The organism is Stenotrophomonas sp. S4 (genome assembly GCF_054187805.2).
In genome coordinates this window covers 3754471-3773326 of sequence record NZ_CM196188.1, presented here as the reverse complement: position 1 = coordinate 3773326, position 18856 = coordinate 3754471, and the positions used below count along the sequence as shown (strand labels likewise).

Genomic DNA, 18856 nt, shown 5'->3' with positions numbered 1-18856 from the left:
GGCACATACCGCTTTTATGGGCACTTGCCTACACTCGGCGGCCGTGGATCAATCAGGACCGTTCATGTTGGCTCGTATCGCTTCGACCCTGGCCCTTGGCCTCAGCCTGGCCGTGCTGGCCGGGTGCGCAGGCAAACAGGAGGCCGCCGCACGTCGGCAGGGAGAAGCGGTGCCGGTCACCGCGCAGGTCGTGCAGTCCCGTCAGTGGAGCGACACCCTGCAGGCACTGGGCACGGCCAAGGCGCGCGAATCGATCAGCGTGACCGCCAAGGTCAGCGAGATCGTCGAGAAAGTGCATTTCGAAAGCGGCCAGCACATCGCCGCCGGCGCGCCGATCGTGACCCTGCGCGGGCAGGCCCAGGAGGCCGCGCTGGTGCAGGCGCAGGCCACCTTCCACGAGGCCGACCAGCTGTACAAGCGCCAGCGTGAGCTGGCCACGCAGCGGCTGGTGTCGAGTGCCACGCTGGATACGCAGAAGTCGATCCGCGATGCCGCCGAAGCGCGCGTGGCGCAGATGCAGTCGGACATCGGTGACCGCCGCGTGCGTGCGCCGTTCGCCGGTGTGCTCGGCATCCGCCAGGTCAGCCCGGGCACGCTGCTGACGCCGACCACGGTGATCGCCACGCTCGACGATATCGAGCACATGCACATCGATTTCCAGGTGCCGGAAGTGGAGCTGGCCGCACTGGGCGTCGGTGACAAGGTCAGTGCCACCAGCGTGGCATGGCCCGGCCGCACCTTCGAGGGCGTGGTCAGCACCATCGATGCGCGCATCGATCCGGCCACCCGTGCAGTGACGGTGCGCGCCGATTTCGCCAACGGCGACCATGCGCTGCGCCCGGGCATGCTGCTGGACGTGCGCCTGTTCCGCCCCGAACGCCCGGCGCTGGTGATTCCGGAAATCGCCGTGGTGCAGGTCGGCCGCGATACCTACGTGTATCGCATCACCGCAGACGACAGCGTCGAGCGCGTGGACGTGGTGACCGGCGCGCGCCGTGCCGGCGTGGTCGAGATCAGGCAGGGTCTGGAAGCGGGCCAGCGCATCGTGGTCGATGGCACCGGCAAGTTGCGTCCCGGCCTGAAGGTTGCTGCCAAGGACGCGGCACCGGCCAGTGGTGCAAAGCCCGCTGATGCACCGGCACCGGTCGCGGCAGAGGGCCACGGCGGATGAAGCTGTCCGACATCTCCATCCAGCGGCCGGTGTTTGCCGTGGTGATGAGCCTGTTGCTGCTGGTGCTGGGCGTGATGTCCTTCACCCGCCTGACCCTGCGTGAACTGCCGGCCATCGATCCGCCGATCGTTTCGGTGTCGGTGGACTACACCGGCGCCTCGGCGGCGGTCATCGAAAGCCGCATCACCCAGGTGCTGGAAGATGCGCTGGCCGGCATCGAAGGCATCGATACGATCAACGCGCGCAGCACCAACGGCCGCTCGCAGGTCAGCATCGAATTCACTTCCAACCGCGATATCGAAGCGGCGGCCAACGACGTGCGCGATGCGGTCAGCCGTGTTGCCGACCGCATGCCGGAAGAGGCGCGGCCGCCGGAAATCGCCAAGGTCGAAAGCGATGCCGACCCGATCATCTGGTTCAACATGGTCTCCTCGACCATGGACACGCTGGAGCTGAGCGACTACGCCGACCGCTACGTGGTCGATCGCTTCTCCAGCCTTGATGGCGTGGCCCAGGTCCGCATCGGCGGCCGCCAGCGCTATGCGATGCGCATCTGGCTGGACCGCGATCAGCTGGCTGCACGCGGCCTGACCACCGGCGACGTGGAAACCGCGCTGCGCAACGAGAACGTGGAGCTGCCGGCCGGCCGCATCGAGTCGACCGACCGCGATTTCACCCTGCGCGTGGAGCGCAACTACATCAAGCCCGAGGACTTCGCGACCATCCCGCTGGGCAAGGGCCGCGACGGCTACGTGGTGCGCATGGGCGACGTGGCGAAGATCGAGCTGGCCTCGGCCGAACGCCGCGCGTACTACCGCAGCAACGGCGAGCCGGGCATCGGCCTGGGCATCGTCAAGACCTCCACCGCCAACTCGCTGGACGTGGCGCGCACCGCGCGCGCTGAAGCCGAGCGGGTCGCGCTGACCCTGCCCAAGGGTACGCAGATCTTCGTCGCCTTCGACAACACCACCTTCATCGAAGCCGCGGTGGACCGCGTCTACGCCACGCTGGTGGAAGCGATGATCCTGGTGCTGGCGGTGATCTGGCTGTTCCTCGGCAGTTTCCGCGCCGCGTTGATTCCGGCGGTGACGGTGCCGGTCTGCCTGGTCGCGGCGTTCATCGCGCTGTATGCGTTCGATTTCTCGATCAACCTGCTGACCCTGCTGGCGCTGGTGCTGTGCATCGGCCTGGTGGTGGACGACGCGATCGTGGTGGTGGAGAACGTGCAGCGCCGCATCGATCTGGGCGAGCCACCGCTGGTGGCGTCCAAGCGCGGCACTGCGCAGGTCGCCTTCGCGGTGATCGCCACCACCGCCGTGCTGGTGGCGGTGTTCCTGCCGGTCGGGTTCCTGGAAGGCAACACCGGGCGCCTGTTCCGCGAACTGGCAGTGGCGCTGGCCGCCGCCGTGGCGTTGTCCGCGTTTGTGGCACTGACGCTGACGCCGATGATGGCCTCCAAGCTGCTCAAGCCGCACACCGGTCAGGCGCCGCGTGGCCTGCACGGCTTCGTCAACCGCAATCTGGAACGCCTGGCGGGCGCCTATGGTCGCGTGCTGCAGCACCATGTCGACCGCACCTGGATCTACCTGCTGGTGATGGTGGCTGCGCTGGCCGCGAGCTGGGGCCTGCTCAAGCTGCTGCCGTCGGAGCTGGCACCGGCCGAAGACCGCGGTTCGTTCCAGATCATGATCGACGGCCCGGAAGGCGCCGGCTATGACTACACCGTGCAGCAGGTGCAGCAGGTGGAAGCGCTGTTGGCGCCGCATGTCGGCCCGGACAAGCCGATCGTGCGTGCCAATCCGCGCGTGCCCGGTGGCTTTGGTGCCAGCGAGGAAATGCACACCGGCCGCGTCAGCATCTTCCTGCAGCCGTGGCGCCAGCGCAGCGAGGCCACCCCGGACGTGGCCAACGAACTGCAGAAGGAACTGAACACCATCCGTGGCGTGCGCGTGCGTACCCAGGTCGGTGGCGGCCTGGTGCGCAGTGGCGGCCAACCGTTCCAGATCGTGCTGGGCGGGCCGGAATACGCGGAGATCGCGCAGTGGCGCGACCGCATCCTGCTGCGCATGGCCGACAACCCCGGCCTGGTCGGCCCGGACTCGGACTACAAGGAAACCCGGCCGCAGATGCGGGTGAACATCGACCGCCAGCGTGCGGCCGATCTCGGCGTGCCGGTCACTGCGATCGGTTCGGCGCTGGAAACCATGATGGGCTCGCGTCGCGTCACCACCTTCGTCGACAACGGCGAGGAGTACGACGTGCTGGTGCAGGCCGGACGTGACGGCCGCGCCAGCCCGGCCGACCTGGCCGCGATCCGCGTGCGCGCCACTTCCGGCGAGCTGGTGCCGCTGTCCAACCTGGTCACGCTGAGTGAAGTGGCCGAGGCCGGCACCTTGAACCGCTTCAACCGCCTGCGCTCGATCACCATCAGTGCCGGCCTGGCGCCGGGCTATCCGCTGGGCGAGGCCATTGCCTGGGCACAGAACGTGGCGCAGGAAGAACTGCCGCAGTACGCGCAGGTGAACTGGAAGGGCGAATCGCGCGAGTACCAGAGCGCCGGTGGCGCCGTGCTGCTCACCTTCGCCATGGCCCTGCTGGTGGTGTACCTGGTGCTGGCTGCGCAGTTCGAGAGCTTCATCCATCCGCTGACCATCATGCTGACCGTGCCGCTGGGCGTGCTCGGTGCGCTGGTCGGGTTGTGGGTGAGTGGCGGTACCGTGAACCTGTTCAGCCAGATCGGCATCGTGATGCTGGTCGGCCTGGCCGCAAAGAACGGCATCCTCATCGTCGAATTCGCCAACCAGCTGCGCGACGACGGCCGCAGCGTGCGCGAGGCGATCATCGAATCGGCGATGGTGCGACTGCGCCCGATCCTGATGACTTCGATCGCCACCGTGGTCGGCGCCATTCCGCTGGTGGTGGCCGGTGGTCCCGGTTCGGCCAGCCGTGGCACGATCGGCATCGTGATCATCTTCGGCGTGACCCTCTCGACCTTCCTGTCGCTGTTCGTGGTGCCGGCGTTCTACGCGCGGCTGGCTCCGTACACCCGTTCGCCGGAAGCGGTGAAGCGCGAGCTGGAGAAGCAGGAAGCGGAATCGCCGTCGGTGGGCGGTCATGCCTGACCGGCCTGCCGACGGGGTCGGACCAGGGGTCGGATCCCTTTCCGGAACGGAAAGGGCTCTGACCCCGCCACTACAGGGTGAAGGTTTCCTCCTGCGCCCCTGGCGCCCGGACGATCTGGAATCCCTGCTGCACCACGCCAACGACGCCGAGGTGTCGCGCGGCCTGCGCGACCGCTTCCCGTATCCGTACACGCGCGAGGATGGCGAGGCCTTCCTCGCCGGCCGCGTGCTGGCCCCGGGCACCCTGAACCTGGCCATCGAGATCGACGGCCAGGCCTGCGGCAGCGTCGGTGCCCAGCAGGGCGTGGCCGAGCGCGGACACATGGCCGAGCTGGGCTACTGGTTGGGCCAGGCCTACTGGGGCCAAGGAGTGATGACCCGGGTGGTCGGCCTGTTCGCACCCTGGGTGATGGACGAACTTCGCCTGTTCAGGCTGCAGGCCGGGGTGGTCGACTTCAATCTCGGCTCGGCCCGGGTGCTGGAAAAGAACGGCTTCCAGGAGGAGGGCGTGGACCGCTGTGCGGTCTACAAGCGCGGCGTGCTGCACGACCTGCGCCGTTTCGCCCGGGTGCGCATGCAGCTGCCTTGAACAGGCGCGGGGTCGGATCCCTTTTCGCCAGAAAAGGGCTCTGACCCCCAACCCGCCAAACGGTAGAACCAAGGTCAGAGCCCTTGCGCAGCGCGCAAGGGATCCGACCCCATCCTTCTGGCGCTACCGCAGCGGCCTTCGATCAGGGAGAATCGACCGGTCCCTTCCAGCCGACGGGACGTCCTTACAACCCGCCGACTGGAGAGAGCGCGCGTGGAAGCAACCGTACACTTCATCAACAGCATCATCTGGAGCAAGGCACTGATCTTCGTGTGCCTGGGCGCCGGCCTGTTCTTCAGCCTGCGCACGCGCTTCATGCAGATCCGGGGTTTCCTCGAAATGTGCCGCCTCACCGTCAAGGGTGAGAAATCCGACGCCGGCGTGTCTTCCTTCCAGGCGCTGGCCATGTCGATGGCCGGCCGCATGGGCATCGGCAACATCGCTGGCGTGGCCACCGCCATCGCCTTCGGCGGCCCCGGTGCGATCTTCTGGATGTGGGTGATGGGCTTCCTCGGCGCGTCCACCTCGTACGTGGAATGCACCCTGGCGCAGATCTACAAGACCAAGGATGCCGAAGGCCGTTACCGCGGTGGCCCGGCGTACTACATCGAAAAAGCCATGGGCCTGAAGTGGTACGCGCTGGCCTTCGCCTTTGCCACGATCATCGCCGCCGGCTTCCTGATGCCGGGCGTGCAGGCCAACGCCATCGCCGACAGCATCATCAACGCCTGCCGTGGCACCGCACTGTGCGGCCCGCTCGATGGCCAGGCCTTCGGCATGGAGTCGGTGCAGGCGCTGAAGCTGGGCATCGGCATCGTGGTGGCGCTGCTGCTGGGCGTGGTGATCTTCGGTGGCGTCAAGCGCATCGCCAATTTCGCCGAAGTGGTGGTGCCGTTCATGGCAGCCGGCTTCATCCTGATGGCCATCGTCATCATGATCATCAACTACGACCGCGTGCCGGAGATGTTCAACATCATCTTCAGCAGCGCCTTCGGCACTCACGCCGCGTTCGGCGCGATGATGGGCCTGGCGGTGGAGTGGGGTATCAAGCGCGGCATCTACGCCAACGAAGCTGGCCAGGGCTCGGGCCCGCACGCGGCAGCCGCCTCGGAAGTCTCGCACCCGGCCAAGCAGGGCTATGTGCAGGCCTTCGCCATCTACTTCGACACCATGATGGTGTGCACCGCCACCGCGTTCCTGATCCTGGCCAGCGGCACCTACAACGTATATTCGGCGGCAGGCGCCAGTGCCCCGCCGATCTTCCAGGGCCTGGCCGGTATTCCGGAAGGTGCTGGCTACGCGCAGGCTGGTGTGGAAGCCGTGTTGCCGGGCTGGGGCTCGGCGTTCGTGTCCATCGCCATTTTCTTCTTCGCTTTCACCACCATCATGGCGTACTACTACATGGCCGAGACCAACCTCAGCTATGTGAACCACAACAAGAAGCGCCCGCTGACCGTGCTGGTGCTGCGCCTGGGCATCATCGCCATGGTGGTGTTCGGCGCGTTCCATAATGCGACCCTGGCCTGGGCGCTGGGTGACATCGGCGTGGGCCTGATGGCCTGGCTGAACATCATTGCCATCCTCATCATCCAGAGGCCGGCGATGCTGGCCCTGCGTGACTACGAACGACAGAAGAAGCTGGGCCTGGATCCGGTGTTCGACCCTGATGCCCTGGGCATCAAGAACGCCGATTTCTGGCGCCAGCGCAAGCAGGAGAGTGTGTAAGTGAACAACCCTTGGAACAACCGCCGCCCGTCCGCCCGTCCGCCGCGCGCAACGCCGTTGCCGCGCCCGGAGGCGCCGGCTACGGGCGGTGGTGGGCGCGGTGGCAGCGACGAGCTGCGCCTGTACGGTTTGAATGCCGTGCTGGCCGCGTTCGAAGCGCGGCCGCAGGCGCTGCGCAAGCTGTACCTGCTGGAGGCGCGCATTCCGCGCCTGCAGCCGCTGCTGAAGTGGTGCGTGGCCAACCGTGTGGGGTACCGCGTGGTTGAAGACGGCGATCTGAACAAGCTCGCCGGTACCACCCATCACGAAGGCGTGGTGGCCGATGTGCTGCGTGCTCCGGCACTGCCGCTGGCGCAGTGGCTGGAGCAGGTCGGCGACGGCCCGGCGCTGGCGCTGTGGCTGGATGGCGTGGGCAACCCGCATAACCTCGGTGCGATCCTGCGCTCGGCCGCGCACTTCGGCGCCAAGGCGCTGCTGCTGCCGGCCGGCAGCACGCTGGCGCTGTCCGGTGCCGCCGCGCGCGTTGCAGAAGGCGGTGCGGAAGCGGTGCCGCTGGTGCAACTGCCGGATACAGCCCAGGCGATGGCGCAGCTGCGTGCGGCCGGCTTCGGCCTGGCGGCGACCCTGGTGGAGGGCGGTGACGACGTGTTCCGCACTTCGCTGCCGGCCCGCCTGGTGTATGTGATGGGCGCCGAAGGCGAGGGCATGGACCGCAGCCTGGCGGGTGCATGCGACCTGCAGGTCTCGATTCCCGGCAGCGGTGCAGTGGAGAGCCTGAACGTGGCCTCGGCCACGGCGGTGCTGCTGGCGCAGTGGGCGAGCCGTCGCGCCGATTGACGCGGCTGTTTCATCGCGTGGTGACCTGGAACCCGGCCCTCGTGGCCGGGTTTTTTGCGCGGATCCGTCAAGAGGTCAGCATGATCGTGCGGATCGCACGCGGGATGCCGCCCGCAAAGCATGCTGATTGCGACCGATCACGATGCATCAAGCATGCTTGATGCATGAGTACGCGCTTTTAGAATTTGTCTCATTGTTGAGCCGCATCCTGCATCGCACGGTGGACGTCCATCCAACGTCGAACAGGAGTGGTTCCCATGCATCGAATCCAACCCAACGCGATGCGCGCATCCCTGCTGCTGGTGCTGTGCGCGCTTGCAGCCCCCGCGGTGCAGGCCGAAGAGCGCAGCATGGACGGGGTCAATTTCACCGGGCCGTTGATCACCCCCAATCCGGCCGGCCTGCCGCAGGGCAACTGGTACATCGAACCCTATCTGGTGCGGGTCGACAGTCGCGACCACTACGACAACAACGGTGATCGCCGCCGCAGTGCCGAGCACAGCGGCGCATGGGCGACCGTGGTGCCGATCATCTATGGCTTCAGCGACCGCGTGATGGGACAGGTCAATCTCAGCGCCTCGCGCTCGGAGTCCGGTAGTGCGCGCAGCAGCGGCTTCCGCGCCGGTGACACCACCGCGCGGCTGCAGTACCTGCTGCAGGCGCCGAATGCCGATGGCACCCGTCCGGCCATCTCGGTCGCGCTGGTGCAGCGTTTCAGCACCGGCAGCCACGATCGCATCACCGGCAATCCGCTCGATGCGCAGGGCGACGGCGTGCAGCGCACCACCGCAGCGCTGGGCGTGCAGCAGGTCGTGTGGCTGGGCAATGACCGCCCCGTGCGCTGGCGTGCCCAGCTCAGTGCCGGGCCGGCACCGTCGCGCACCGCCATTTCCGGCACCAGCGTCTACGGCACCGATGACAGCTTCCAGGGGCATATCTCCCGCGGGTCGGTGCTGGGCCTGTCGGTCGGCGCCGAGTACAGCTTCAATTCGCGCTGGGTGGGCGTGATGGAGGTGGCCGCCAGCCGCGAGACAGGCCAGCGCCTGAGTGGCTTCGCACGCAACAGCAGCGGTGCGATCGAACGGATCGAAGAGCATCGCCCGGCCAGCCGCAGCGTCACCCTGGCGCCGGCCGTGGAGTACCACTTCAGCCCGTCACTGGGCCTGATCGCGGGCGTGGAGTTCAGCGTGGCCGGCCGCAACACCGGCCGCATCATCAGCCCCCAGGTCGCCCTGGGCATGTTCTTCTGAGGGGCTATCGATGAACATCGAATCCATCGTCAACGCGATCCTCGGCGTCGTCTGGAGCCCCTATCTGGTGGTGCTGTGCCTGCTCACCGGCCTGTACTTCAGCGTGCGCACGCGCTTCATCCAGTTGCGGGCATTGCCTGACATGCTGCGCCTGATGTTCCGCCATGAGCGTTCCGACGCCGGCGTCTCGCCGTTCCAGGCGTTGTCGCTTTCGCTGTCCAGCCGTGTGGGCGTCGGCAACATTGCCGGCGTCGCCATGGCCATCGCCTTCGGCGGTCCTGGTGCGATCTTCTGGATGTGGATCGTTGCCTTCCTCGGTGCGTCCAGTGCCTTCATCGAATCCACGCTTGCGCAGATCTACAAGGATCGCGATGCCAAGGGGCAGTACCGCGGCGGCCCGGCCTACTACATCGAAAAAGGCCTCGGCCAGCGCTGGTATGCGGTGCTGTTCGCACTGGTGACGGTGCTGGCGGGCGCGATGCTGGCCGGCACGCAGTCCAACGCGATCACCAGTGCGGTGAACGAAGCCTGGAACGTGCCGGTGATGACCACTACTGCGGTATTGCTGCTGGTGCTGGGCGCCATCCTCATCGGCGGCGTGCGGCGCATCGCGCGCGTGGCCGAATGGGTGGTGCCGCTGATGGCGGTGGCCTACCTGCTGGTCGCGGCGCTGGTGATGGTGCTCAACGCGGAGAAGGTACCGGAGGTGATCATGCTGGTGCTGCGCAGTGCCTTCGGCGTGGATGCGGCGTTCGGCGCAATGATCGGTACCGCCATCCAGTGGGGCGTGCGTCGTGGCGTGCTGTCCAACGAGGCCGGCATGGGCAGTGGCGCGCATCCGGCCGCCGCCGCCGAAGTCTCGCATCCGGTCAAGCAGGGCCTGGTGCAGTCGTTCTCGGTCTACATCGACACCATGGTGGTGTGCAGCGCCACCGCCTTCCTGATCCTGTCCACCGGCCTGTACAACGTCTACGACCCGGCGGTGAACGGCATTCCGGATGAGGCGCGCCTGCTGCTGGGCAGCCTGCCTGGCGTCGAGGCTGGGCCACGCTTCGTGCAGCATGCGGTGGAATCCGCGCTGCCGGGCTTCGGCCGTTCGTTCGTAGCGCTGGCGATCCTGCCGTTCGCGTTCACCACCATCCTGGCGCTGTACTACATGGCCGAGACCAACGTCAGCTACCTGTGCCGTGATCGTCCCGCGCCGTGGGCGATGGGCGTGTTCCAGCTGCTGTTCCTGGCCGCGACCGGCTACTCGGCGGTGAACAGTGCAACGATCGCGTGGTCGTTGGGCGATATCGGCGTCGGTCTGATGAGCTGGTTGAACATCATTGCCATCCTGCTGCTGCAGAAACCGGCGTTGGCGGCGCTGCGCGACTACGAGCAGCATCGCCAGGCCGGCAAGGATCCGCTGTACAACCCGAAGCTGCTGGGTGTGCGCAACACCAGCGTGTGGGAAGGCTGACAGGATCGGGGTCGGATCCCTCGCCAAGGCGAGGGATCTGACCCGCGCCATTGCCCGGTGGGTGCGAACCTCGGTTCGCACCGCTCTTTCCGCTGCGCTCGCCGGGCATGGCCCGGCACCAGCGCATCACTCGTTCGGCGGCGTGGTCGCCGTGGCCTCGCTACCGAAGCTGCCGTCGGCTTCCGCCGCCAGGTACGCGAACACCGTGTACGCGGCCACGTTCTGTGCCAGCGCCTTCGGGTCGATCTTGTCCAGCGTGTCGTCGGCGGTGTGGTGCAGGTGGAAGTAGTCCGAGCCATCCTGCGCCAGCCACGCCCACGCACCGCCCTTGGCGGCCAGCGGGCCGACGTCCGGGCCCGGGCCACCCTTATCGGCCTGGTACTCGATGCCCAGCGGCTTCATCACTTCGGCAATCTGCTTCGTCGCTTCACGTGAGCCTTCCGGATTCGGCGAACCGGTGTTGAAGGCATAGATGCGGCCGGCACCGAAGTCGCTCTCGGCGGCCAACTGGTGCAGGGCCACGTCCTTGGCGTGTGCCTCGGCATAGGCCTTGCCGCCGTAGAGGCCCTGTTCCTCGTTGGCGAAGGCGATCACGCGGATGGTGCGCTTCGGCGCCTGCTTCAGCTGGCCGATCAGGTGGCCGGCAGCCATGGTGATGCCCACGCCCGCGCCGTCATCCACTGCGCCGGTGCCCAGGTCCCACGAATCCAGGTGACCGCCGATCACCACCACTTCCTTCGGCAGGCTGCGGCCGGTGATCTCGCCGATCACGTTGTACGAGGTGGCGGTGCCATCCCAGCCGCAGTCCAGCGCCACCTTCACCGTGGTGCTGCCACGCGCCAGCAGGCGGGCCAGCTGGTCGGCATCGGGCACCGACAGCGCCGCCGACGGCACCGGCGTCAGGCCGTCGTCGAAGCGGGTGATGCCGGTGTGCGGCACGCGGTGCGAGTCGGTGCCGGCCGAGCGCATCAGGAAGCCGACCGCGCCCTTGCGGATCGCCTCGGACGGGCCTTTGCTGCGGATCGCGCCGCCACGGCCGTAGTCGCGGCCATCGCGGAAGGGCAGCATCTGGTAATCGACGAAGGCGATCTTGCCCTTCAGCGAACCCGCCGGTGCGGCCTGCAGCGCGGCCAGGTCGGCGAAGCGCACCACCTCGGCTTCCACGGTGCCGCCCGGGCTGCCGCCCAGTGCGGTGATCTGCAGCGGCTGCGGGTTCTTGCCGGTCACGGCGGCGTGTTCACTGCGGCGCTCCCACTTCGGGAACGTCACCGGCTCCTTCCACACCTTGTCGAAGCCCAAGTCCTTGAACTTGGCTTCGGCCCACGCCACGGCGCGGGCGTCGGCTTCGCTGCCGGCGATGCGCGGGCCGATCTCGGTGGTGAGCGACTCGACCACCTTCCAGCCGGTGTCATCGGCCAGCGCCTGCTCGCGCAGCTGTGCGGCGGTGGCCAGCGACGCCGGGGGCAGGGTGGTGGTGTGCGGCGCCGCGAAGGCCGGGCCGGCCAGCAGGGCGAGGGAGGATGCGATGGCAAGGAGGCGGCGACGCATGGACAACTCCGGGAAGGGACCTAAGCCTTGGAGCTTAACAGTCGTTCAGCCCGGCGCATGGGCGGGAGGTCATGGCTGGCGCGAACGCTGTTTTCCGCCATGTCCGGCAAAGCGAAAGCCCCGCTGGGGCGGGGCTTTCACATGCTTCCATGGCGCCCGAGGGTGCCGCTGGCAATTACCTGGCTGCGGTATCCAGCTTCATGATGTAGCTGGCCACACCGTTGCCGGCGTTGTTGATGTAGTCGTTCAGGAACTGCTTGTCGAGCGACAACAGTGGCGAACCCTTAAGCGAATCGTAGGTGGCATCGACTGTCAGCAGCCCAAAGCGCTTGGCCAGCGCAGTCACTGCTTCATGGCGGGCCTTTGGCGAATCGCCGGCCTTCTGCAGATCGGTGGCGATCTGGTACTCGGCACTCCTGGCTTCCAGCGCCTCGTTCAGCACGCCGGCCATCGCAAACAGAGACTCGCGGGTCAGCGTCGGATCGAGGCCGCGCGCTTTCATCTGTGCCTCGATCGGCTGCGCGGCCGCCAGCAGCAGGTCGGCGTGGCTGTAGCCGTCCAGCGGCGCGGCTACGCCCTTGGGCAGTGCCATCCCGGGCTTGTAGGGCAGGTAATGGCCCTTGCCATCGGTGACAGAGATATCGCGCGCCTGCGCGGTGCCGGCCACGCACATGCAGACAGACAGTAGCAGGGGTATGGCGAGTGCGCCCATGCGCGGGGTGGGGGTGTTCAAGCGGTGCCTCCTGGCATCCACCGCAAAGTGCGGTGGTTTCGTGCTTCCCGCGCGGTGCGAGGGCACTGCGCGGGTGCACGAGGATAACAGCAACACCGCATGGGCAGCGTCGCAGACACGCAGATGGAAAGGGCGCCCGCAGGAGCCCGTTCCGTTATCTTTTCAGGCTGTCGCGGATCTCGCGGAGCAGCACTACTTCCTCGGTCGGTGCCGCCGGCGCGGCTTCCTTCTTGCGCGACAGGCGGTTGATCACCTTGATGACCAGGAAGATGGCGAAGGCCACGATCACGAACTGGATGAGCGTGTTGATGAAATCGCCGTAGCCGATCACCACCGCCGGGATCTCCTTGCCATCGGCGCCGACGCTGGCCGGTGACAACGTCCAGGCCAGCTGCGAGAAATCCACCTTGCCGATCAGCATGCCCAGCGGCGGCATGATGATCTTCTCGACCAGTGCGGTCACGATCTTGCCGAAGGCCGCGCCGATCACCACGCCGACGGCGAGGTCGATGACGTTGCCGCGCATCGCGAATTCCTTGAACTCGGTGAGCATTCCCATTGTTGTTTTTCTCCGGTGGGGGAAGTGGACAGCGCGCAGGGTAGCGCAGGTGATGTCAGCCGGCGATCACGCCGTGGCGCTCGGCCACGTTTTCCAGGCGGGCACTGAAGCGGTCGCCGGGCTTCAGTGCAGCCACCCCGGACGGGGTGCCCATGAACACCAGGTCGCCGGCACGCAGCTGCCACAGCTTGGACAGCTCATGCAGGATCTCCGGCACGTTCCAGATCATCTGGTCGAGCAGCGCCTGCTGGCGCACCTCGCCGTTGACTTCCAGCGACAGGTTCAGCGCGGCCAGGTCGCCGACTTCCTCGGCGTGGACGATCTCGCTGATCGGCGAGGAGGCATCGAAGCCCTTGGCCGCATCCCATGGGTGGCCCTTGTCCTTGGCGGCGGCCTGAAGGTCGCGGCGGGTCAGGTCCAGGCCGACGGCGTAGCCATAGACCAGTGCGTCGGCATCGGCCACCGACAGCTCGCCGGCGGGCGCATCGCGGCCGATCGCCACCACCAGTTCCACTTCGTGGTGCAGGTTGGCGGTCGCCGGCGGGTACGGGATGGCATCGTCGTGGCCGACCACGATCGCATCGGCCGGCTTGCTGAAGAACATCGGGCGGCCGCGGTCATCGGCCGCCGGCACGGCCGCGCCCATTTCGCGGGCGTGGTCGGCGAAGTTGCGGCCGACGCAGTAGATGCGGTGCACGGGGAAACTGCCGCCACCGGCTACCGGCACACGCGGCAGGGCCACGGCAGGGATCACATCGGAGACATCGGACATGCGGGCATCCAGGAAGGGCGTGCCCGCAGTCTAGAACGCATGGCGCCCGCCGTCAGCGGGCTCGCAACAGGTGGATCAGCGCGAGGCCGGCAACACCGGCTTGCGCACCACGCGGTACTCGCCTTCGACCACGGTCGGGTCGACCGGACGGGCGACGCCCGGCTTGCGCGAGGCCAGCAGCTTCCACGCCAGGCCGACCAGGATCATCGCCGCACCGACGAACACACCGATGAACACCATTGCCGCCAGGATCGCCAGGCCAAGCAGGCCCACGGCAACGCGCACCAGCGGGTGGCGCGGCTTGCGCGGCGCGAACAGGGTGCGGAACTGGTTGAAGGCGGATGCGCGATTGAACATGGCGGCTCGATAGGCTGGGATCAGCGAAACCAGAGTATCGGGACGCGCCACTGTCATTGAGTGAAAAACTCGTTAAATATAGCCTGTGCTTATTACGGATCAATGACTTGTGTTCATGTCGCAGCCAGTCACCTGAGTGGGCGTGCGACAATGCCGGTTTACTGTCCGAGCCTTCGCCATGACTGCCGCTGCTGCCCTGATCGCCCTTGATGCCATTGCCGATGGCACGTTTGCCGAGGTCGAAGCGGTGGTCGATGGCGATGCCGAATCGCTGGTGCTGTACCGCGACGGCGCGCAGGTGCGCGCGTTCCTGAACATCTGCCCGCACGCCGGCCGCCGCCTGGACTGGGCGCCGGGGCAATTCCTGAAGAGCCGCGAGGGTCATCTGGTGTGCGCCGCGCACGGCGCCTCGTTCGCGCTGGACAGTGGTGACTGCATCGCCGGCCCGTGCAAGGGCGACCGCCTGCGTGCGGTGCCGGTGGACGTGCGTGATGGGCAGGTCTACCTGGCTTGAGGCCGGGCCAGGGGGCGGATCCGTTTTCCGCAGGAAAACGGCTCTGACCCCATCAGGCCAGAAGCAGTCGAGCATGGCTCGACTCTACAAAAGCCGTGTCGACCAAGGTCGACAGCTACCAGAGCGAGATCCGTGCCGACCAACGGTCGGCACCCACCACCAGCCGCGTGAAACTGTCGAAGGCGGGGCACTGTGGGTTTGCGGGGTGTGAGCGGCATGGATGCCGCGACCAAGCCCCCATGGATGGGTTTACGGCGTCCCCGCAAACCCACAGTGCCTCGCCATCCCACGGAATGCCCGCTGTTGCTGTTGCTGTTGCTTCGGCTTCTGCGGGTGCAGGGCGCAGCCCTGCCAACAAACCTCAACCTCAGAACATCAGGTTGATCATCAGCACCACCACGCAGGTGTAGATCAGCGACAACGGTCCGCCGACCCGCCACATCTCGCGTGGGGTGTAGTTGGCCGGCCCCGTGATCATCGAGATCACCGGGTTGGAGGCCGTCATCAGATTGTTGGACGCCGACAGCGCCACGATCAGCGCGAACGCAGTCGGGTTGCCACCCGCCGCCAACGCCAGGTTCACCGCGATCGGCACCATCACGATGGTCGCGCCCACATGGCTGATCACCAGCGAGAACGCCGTGGTCAGCAGCGCCAGCGCCACCTCCAGCACCCATACCGGAATGCCGGTCGGCAGCTTGTCGATGGTGTGGCCGGCCACCCACGCCGCCGCGCCACTGGAGTCCATCGCCCAGCCGAGCGGAATCAGCCCGGCCATCATGAATACCGTCTTCCAGTTGATCGAGGCATAGGCCTCGTCCATGCGCAGCACGCCGGTCAGCAGCATGCCGGCCACGCCGGTCATCAGCGTCAGCGCCACCGGCAGCTTGCTGGTCAGCGCAATCAGGATGGTCAGCGCGAAGATCGCCATCGCGATCTTGAACTTGTGCGGGCGCTGCTCGCCGGTCGGGTAGTCGGTCACCACCACGAAGTCGCGGCTGCGGGCGGCCTGCGCCAGGTCGGTCCAGATGCTGTGGAACACCAGCATGTCACCGGCGCGCAGCTGCACGTCGCGCACGTCCTCGCGGATCACCTGCTTGTCGCGGTTGATCGCCAGCAGGCTGATGCCGCGCTCCTTGCGCAGGCGCAGGTCGGCCGCACTCTTGCCGATCACGTTCGAGGTCGGCGGCACCACCGCCTCGGAAATGCCAGCGCGGCTGGGGTTGAACAGGTCGCCCAGGTGCTTCAGGCGCGAGGACATGCGCAGGAACTGGTTCTGCGCGAAGTCGCTGATCTGCTCGCGCGGGCCCATCGCACCGAGCACGCTGCCGACCCAGATGCGCATCTCCGCCGGTGGTGCCAGGCGGGTGTCGTTGCCGGTCTTCAGGGCCAGCAGCAGCGGCGCGTCGTGCAGGGTCTCGGCCTCGCCCAGGGTCATGCCCACCAGCGGGCTTTCGGCGGTCACCACCAGCTCGAACACATCGCCTTCGATGCCGTAGGTCTTGGCGAAGTAGCTCTCGGTGCGCGCCGGGGTGATCCCGTCGTTGACCAGACTTTCCTCTTCGATCAGCTTGCGGTCGCCGTAGTAGCGGAAGTACAGCAGCGAGGCGATCAGCAGCGCCACGCCGATCGGCAACGGCGCGAACATGCGCAGCGGCTCGATCGTGGCCAGGCCGGAGGGAAGGTTGTTGTTGGCCGAGGCCAGCAGATCGTTCAGCAGGATCAGCGGCGAATTGCCGACCATGGTCAGCGCGCCGCCCATCACGATTGCCGCCGAGATCGGCAGCAGCAGCCGCTGCATCGTCAGCCCGGTGCGCGCCGCCAGTCGCGAGGCGACCGGCAGGTACAACGCCATCACTGACGGGTTCTGCATGAAGGACGAGTTCAGGCCGGCAATGGCCGTGGTCATCATCAGCAGCCGCTGCTCGACACCATGGCCGCGCCGCAGCAGCCAGGCGGCCAGCCGGTTCAGCGCCCCGGTGCGGTCCAGGCCCGCACCGAGGATGGTGGTGGCGATGATGCTCATCACCGCGTTACCGGAGAAACCGCCGAAGATCTCCTCCGGCGCGATCAGGCCGGTGACACCGAGCACCACCAGCACCACCAGCGCGACCACGTCGGCGCGGATGCGCTCGAACAGGAACATCGCCATCGTGAAGCCGACCAGCCCGAGCACGAGCTTCATGTCGTTGGTCAGCGTCAGCGCGGTATCCATGTGGGGCGCAGTGTCCTCAGGCGATCGTCAGGTGCGGTCGTACAGCAGGTCCCAGACGCCGTGGCCGAGCTTCTGGCCGCGGGTCTCGAAGTGGGTCTGCGGGCGCCAGTCCGGGCGCGGCACGCTGCCACGCGGGCCGGCGCGGTTGACCAGGCCGGCGGTGGCATCGAGCACGTCCCACATCTGCTCGGCGTAGTCTTCCCAGTCGGTCGCGCAGTGCAGGCGGCCACCGGGGCGCAGCTTGCGCACCAGCAGGTCGGCGAACGCCGGCTGCAGCAGGCGGCGCTTGTTGTGGCGCTTCTTGTGCCACGGGTCCGGGAAGTAGATGCGCACCTCATCGAGCGCGCCGTCGGCGATCTCGTTCTGCAGCACTTCCACCGCATCGTGGTGGTACAGGCGCACGTGGGCGGCGTTGTCGTCGGCCAGCGCGTTCAGCAGCCGGCCCACGCCGGGCGCATGCACTTCGATGCCGATGTAGTCACGCGACGGGTCGTGCTGGGCGGCGAAACGCAGCGCGGCACCGTTGCCGAAGCCGATTTCCAGCACCTTGTGCGCCGGGCGGCCGAAGGTGGCGTCCAGGTCACGCGGCTGGCCGTTGTAGTCGATGCCGAAGCGCGGCCAGCGTTCGTCGAACGCGCGCTGCTGGGCAGGGGTGAAACGGCCCTGGCGCAGCACAAAGCTGCGTACTTCGCGGCGGCCTTCGCTGACGGTGAAGGGCTTGGGCGGGGCCTTGGAACCGGCGCTGTCAAAAGGATTGGTCATCAGCCGATCAGCCCATCCACCGGGGAGGAGGCGCTGGCGTAGCGCTTGCGCGGAATGCGCCCGGCCAGGAAGGCCTCGCGGCCGGCCTCGACCGCCTTGCGCATCGCGCTGGCCATCAGCACCGGGCTGCGTGCGCCGGCGATGGCGGTGTTCATCAGCACGCCGTCGCAGCCCAGCTCCATCGCGATCGCCGCGTCCGACGCGGTGCCGACGCCGGCGTCGACGATGATCGGCACCTTGGCGTCTTCGATGATCTGCAGCAGGTTGTACTTGTTCTGGATGCCCAGGCCCGAGCCGATCGGCGCGGCCAGCGGCATCACCGCAGCACAGCCGATCTCTTCCAGGCGCTTGGCCAGGATCGGGTCGTCGGAGGTGTAGACCATCACTTCGAAGCCGTCCTTGACCAACTGCTCGGCCGCCTTGAGGGTCTGCATCACGTCCGGGTACAGGGTCTTCTGGTCGCCCAGCACTTCCAGCTTGGTCAGGTTGTGGCCGTCCAGCAACTCACGGGCCAGGCGGCAGGTGCGCACCGCGTCCTCGGCGGTGTAGCAGCCGGCGGTGTTGGGCAGGATGGTGAAGCGCTCCGGCGGCAGCACGTCCAGCAGGTTCGGCTCGCCCGGGTTCTGCCCGATGTTGGTGCGGCGGATGGCCACGGTGACGATCTGGGCGCCAGCGGCCTCGGTGGCCAGGCGGGTTTCTTCCAGGTCCTTGAACTTGCCGGTGCCGGTCAGCAGCCGCGAGCCATAGGTCTTGCCGGCGATCACCAGCGAATCGGGGGAGACATGAACGTTCATGGCGCGATTATCGCTTATCCGCCTGAAGATGGGGTCACGCAGAGGGCGGAGTCGAGCGTGGGGTCAGATCCCTTTGCCACCGGCAAACGGATCTGACCCCTGAACACCCGCGCAGGCGTCAGCCCCCACCCAGCGCGTGCACGATCTCCACCACGTCGCCTTCGGCCAGGACGTGCTCGCCATGGCGGCTGCGGCTGACGATCTCGCCGTTGACCTCCACCGCCACCCGGCGCTGCAGCAGCTGCTCGGCCAGCAGCAGGTCGTGGAGAGTCGCCGAAGCGGGCAGGGTACGGGGTTCGCCATTGAGCTGGATGTTCATCCGGTCATTGTCGCTGATAGCCCGCCGGGATCGGAACGTTTGCAATTTGAACCGGGCGCCAGCTCTGGCACAGCGTGTTTTCACGTGGTCAGGCGACAATCCATGCGGCGGCGCAGCGTGAGCAAAA

Annotated in this window: 17 protein-coding genes; 8 read left to right on the top strand and 9 right to left on the bottom strand. The window is 67.2% G+C overall.

Annotated elements, in window-relative coordinates; genetic code table 11:
* Nucleotides 1-64 precede the first annotated feature (64 nt).
* The 7 genes from ACUZUJ_RS17605 (at nt 65) to ACUZUJ_RS17575 (ending at nt 10156) form a co-directional block, all read left to right on the top strand.
* On the top strand, nt 65-1171 hold the full coding sequence (locus ACUZUJ_RS17605) for an efflux RND transporter periplasmic adaptor subunit (protein ID WP_014038290.1): 1107 nt from the start codon (nt 65-67) through the stop codon (nt 1169-1171).
* Nucleotides 1168-4293 (top strand): efflux RND transporter permease subunit, encoded by a 3126-nt coding sequence (locus ACUZUJ_RS17600; RefSeq protein ID WP_135967206.1) that lies wholly within the window; start codon nt 1168-1170, stop codon nt 4291-4293. The genes ACUZUJ_RS17605 and ACUZUJ_RS17600 overlap by 4 nt, the downstream gene beginning before the upstream one ends.
* Nucleotides 4286-4882, top strand: coding sequence for a GNAT family N-acetyltransferase (locus ACUZUJ_RS17595; RefSeq protein WP_458220894.1), 597 nt, complete (start codon nt 4286-4288; stop codon nt 4880-4882). The genes ACUZUJ_RS17600 and ACUZUJ_RS17595 overlap by 8 nt, the downstream gene beginning before the upstream one ends.
* A gap of 213 nt (nt 4883-5095) precedes the next feature.
* Nucleotides 5096-6607 (top strand): alanine/glycine:cation symporter family protein, encoded by a 1512-nt coding sequence (locus ACUZUJ_RS17590; protein WP_049442688.1) that lies wholly within the window; start codon nt 5096-5098, stop codon nt 6605-6607.
* On the top strand, nt 6608-7444 hold the full coding sequence (locus tag ACUZUJ_RS17585; protein ID WP_101765994.1) for a TrmH family RNA methyltransferase: 837 nt from the start codon (nt 6608-6610) through the stop codon (nt 7442-7444).
* Between the two features lie 257 nt (nt 7445-7701).
* Nucleotides 7702-8694, top strand: a complete 993-nt coding sequence (locus ACUZUJ_RS17580) for a hypothetical protein (protein WP_101765993.1) — start codon at nt 7702-7704, stop codon at nt 8692-8694.
* 10 nt (nt 8695-8704) lie between these two features.
* Nucleotides 8705-10156, top strand: a complete 1452-nt coding sequence (locus ACUZUJ_RS17575) for an alanine/glycine:cation symporter family protein (RefSeq protein ID WP_049442685.1) — start codon at nt 8705-8707, stop codon at nt 10154-10156.
* A 126-nt stretch (nt 10157-10282) separates the two neighbouring features.
* Here the strand turns inward: ACUZUJ_RS17575 and ACUZUJ_RS17570 are convergent, their stop codons facing one another.
* The 5 genes from ACUZUJ_RS17570 to ACUZUJ_RS17550 form a co-directional block, all read right to left on the bottom strand.
* Nucleotides 10283-11704, bottom strand: coding sequence for a M28 family peptidase (locus ACUZUJ_RS17570; RefSeq protein ID WP_458220895.1), 1422 nt, complete (start codon nt 11702-11704; stop codon nt 10283-10285).
* 175 nt (nt 11705-11879) lie between these two features.
* A complete protein-coding gene (locus tag ACUZUJ_RS17565) occupies nt 11880-12437 on the bottom strand; it encodes a hypothetical protein (protein ID WP_458220896.1) in 558 nt (185 codons plus the stop codon).
* A 154-nt stretch (nt 12438-12591) separates the two neighbouring features.
* Nucleotides 12592-12996, bottom strand: a complete 405-nt coding sequence (gene mscL / locus ACUZUJ_RS17560) for a large-conductance mechanosensitive channel protein MscL (protein WP_049442682.1) — start codon at nt 12994-12996, stop codon at nt 12592-12594.
* Nucleotides 12997-13051: 55 nt separating this feature from the next.
* Nucleotides 13052-13768, bottom strand: a complete 717-nt coding sequence (locus ACUZUJ_RS17555) for a fumarylacetoacetate hydrolase family protein (protein ID WP_458220897.1) — start codon at nt 13766-13768, stop codon at nt 13052-13054.
* Between the two features lie 75 nt (nt 13769-13843).
* Nucleotides 13844-14125, bottom strand: coding sequence for a hypothetical protein (locus ACUZUJ_RS17550; RefSeq protein WP_005410817.1), 282 nt, complete (start codon nt 14123-14125; stop codon nt 13844-13846).
* A gap of 178 nt (nt 14126-14303) precedes the next feature.
* Here ACUZUJ_RS17550 and ACUZUJ_RS17545 point away from each other — a divergent pair, with 178 nt between their 5' ends.
* Complete coding sequence (locus ACUZUJ_RS17545; protein ID WP_049442681.1) at nt 14304-14639, top strand: Rieske (2Fe-2S) protein; 336 nt, start codon at nt 14304-14306, stop codon at nt 14637-14639.
* 367 nt (nt 14640-15006) lie between these two features.
* Here ACUZUJ_RS17545 and ACUZUJ_RS17540 read toward each other — a convergent pair whose 3' ends face one another.
* The 4 genes from ACUZUJ_RS17540 to thiS form a co-directional block, all read right to left on the bottom strand.
* A complete protein-coding gene (locus tag ACUZUJ_RS17540) occupies nt 15007-16854 on the bottom strand; it encodes an SLC13 family permease (protein ID WP_458220898.1) in 1848 nt (615 codons plus the stop codon).
* Between the two features lie 27 nt (nt 16855-16881).
* Complete coding sequence (gene trmB, locus ACUZUJ_RS17535; RefSeq protein ID WP_458220899.1) at nt 16882-17616, bottom strand: tRNA (guanosine(46)-N7)-methyltransferase TrmB; 735 nt, start codon at nt 17614-17616, stop codon at nt 16882-16884.
* Nucleotides 17616-18410 (bottom strand): thiazole synthase, encoded by a 795-nt coding sequence (locus ACUZUJ_RS17530; protein ID WP_005418798.1) that lies wholly within the window; start codon nt 18408-18410, stop codon nt 17616-17618. The genes trmB and ACUZUJ_RS17530 overlap by 1 nt, the downstream gene beginning before the upstream one ends.
* Before the next feature lie 118 nt (nt 18411-18528).
* On the bottom strand, nt 18529-18729 hold the full coding sequence (gene thiS / locus ACUZUJ_RS17525; protein WP_014038278.1) for a sulfur carrier protein ThiS: 201 nt from the start codon (nt 18727-18729) through the stop codon (nt 18529-18531).
* Nucleotides 18730-18856: the final 127 nt, after the last annotated feature.

Coding starts and splice junctions, on each gene's coding strand:
- ACUZUJ_RS17605 (WP_014038290.1), top strand. CDS start 65: ATGTTGGCTCGTATCGCTTCGACCCTGGCCCTTGGCCTCAGCCTGGCC.
- ACUZUJ_RS17600 (WP_135967206.1), top strand. CDS start 1,168: ATGAAGCTGTCCGACATCTCCATCCAGCGGCCGGTGTTTGCCGTGGTG.
- ACUZUJ_RS17595 (WP_458220894.1), top strand. CDS start 4,286: ATGCCTGACCGGCCTGCCGACGGGGTCGGACCAGGGGTCGGATCCCTT.
- ACUZUJ_RS17580 (WP_101765993.1), top strand. CDS start 7,702: ATGCATCGAATCCAACCCAACGCGATGCGCGCATCCCTGCTGCTGGTG.
- ACUZUJ_RS17575 (WP_049442685.1), top strand. CDS start 8,705: ATGAACATCGAATCCATCGTCAACGCGATCCTCGGCGTCGTCTGGAGC.
- ACUZUJ_RS17570 (WP_458220895.1), bottom strand. CDS start 11,704: ATGCGTCGCCGCCTCCTTGCCATCGCATCCTCCCTCGCCCTGCTGGCC.
- mscL (WP_049442682.1), bottom strand. CDS start 12,996: ATGGGAATGCTCACCGAGTTCAAGGAATTCGCGATGCGCGGCAACGTC.
- ACUZUJ_RS17555 (WP_458220897.1), bottom strand. CDS start 13,768: ATGTCCGATGTCTCCGATGTGATCCCTGCCGTGGCCCTGCCGCGTGTG.
- ACUZUJ_RS17550 (WP_005410817.1), bottom strand. CDS start 14,125: ATGTTCAATCGCGCATCCGCCTTCAACCAGTTCCGCACCCTGTTCGCG.
- ACUZUJ_RS17545 (WP_049442681.1), top strand. CDS start 14,304: ATGACTGCCGCTGCTGCCCTGATCGCCCTTGATGCCATTGCCGATGGC.
- ACUZUJ_RS17540 (WP_458220898.1), bottom strand. CDS start 16,854: ATGGATACCGCGCTGACGCTGACCAACGACATGAAGCTCGTGCTCGGG.
- trmB (WP_458220899.1), bottom strand. CDS start 17,616: ATGACCAATCCTTTTGACAGCGCCGGTTCCAAGGCCCCGCCCAAGCCC.
- ACUZUJ_RS17530 (WP_005418798.1), bottom strand. CDS start 18,410: ATGAACGTTCATGTCTCCCCCGATTCGCTGGTGATCGCCGGCAAGACC.
- thiS (WP_014038278.1), bottom strand. CDS start 18,729: ATGAACATCCAGCTCAATGGCGAACCCCGTACCCTGCCCGCTTCGGCG.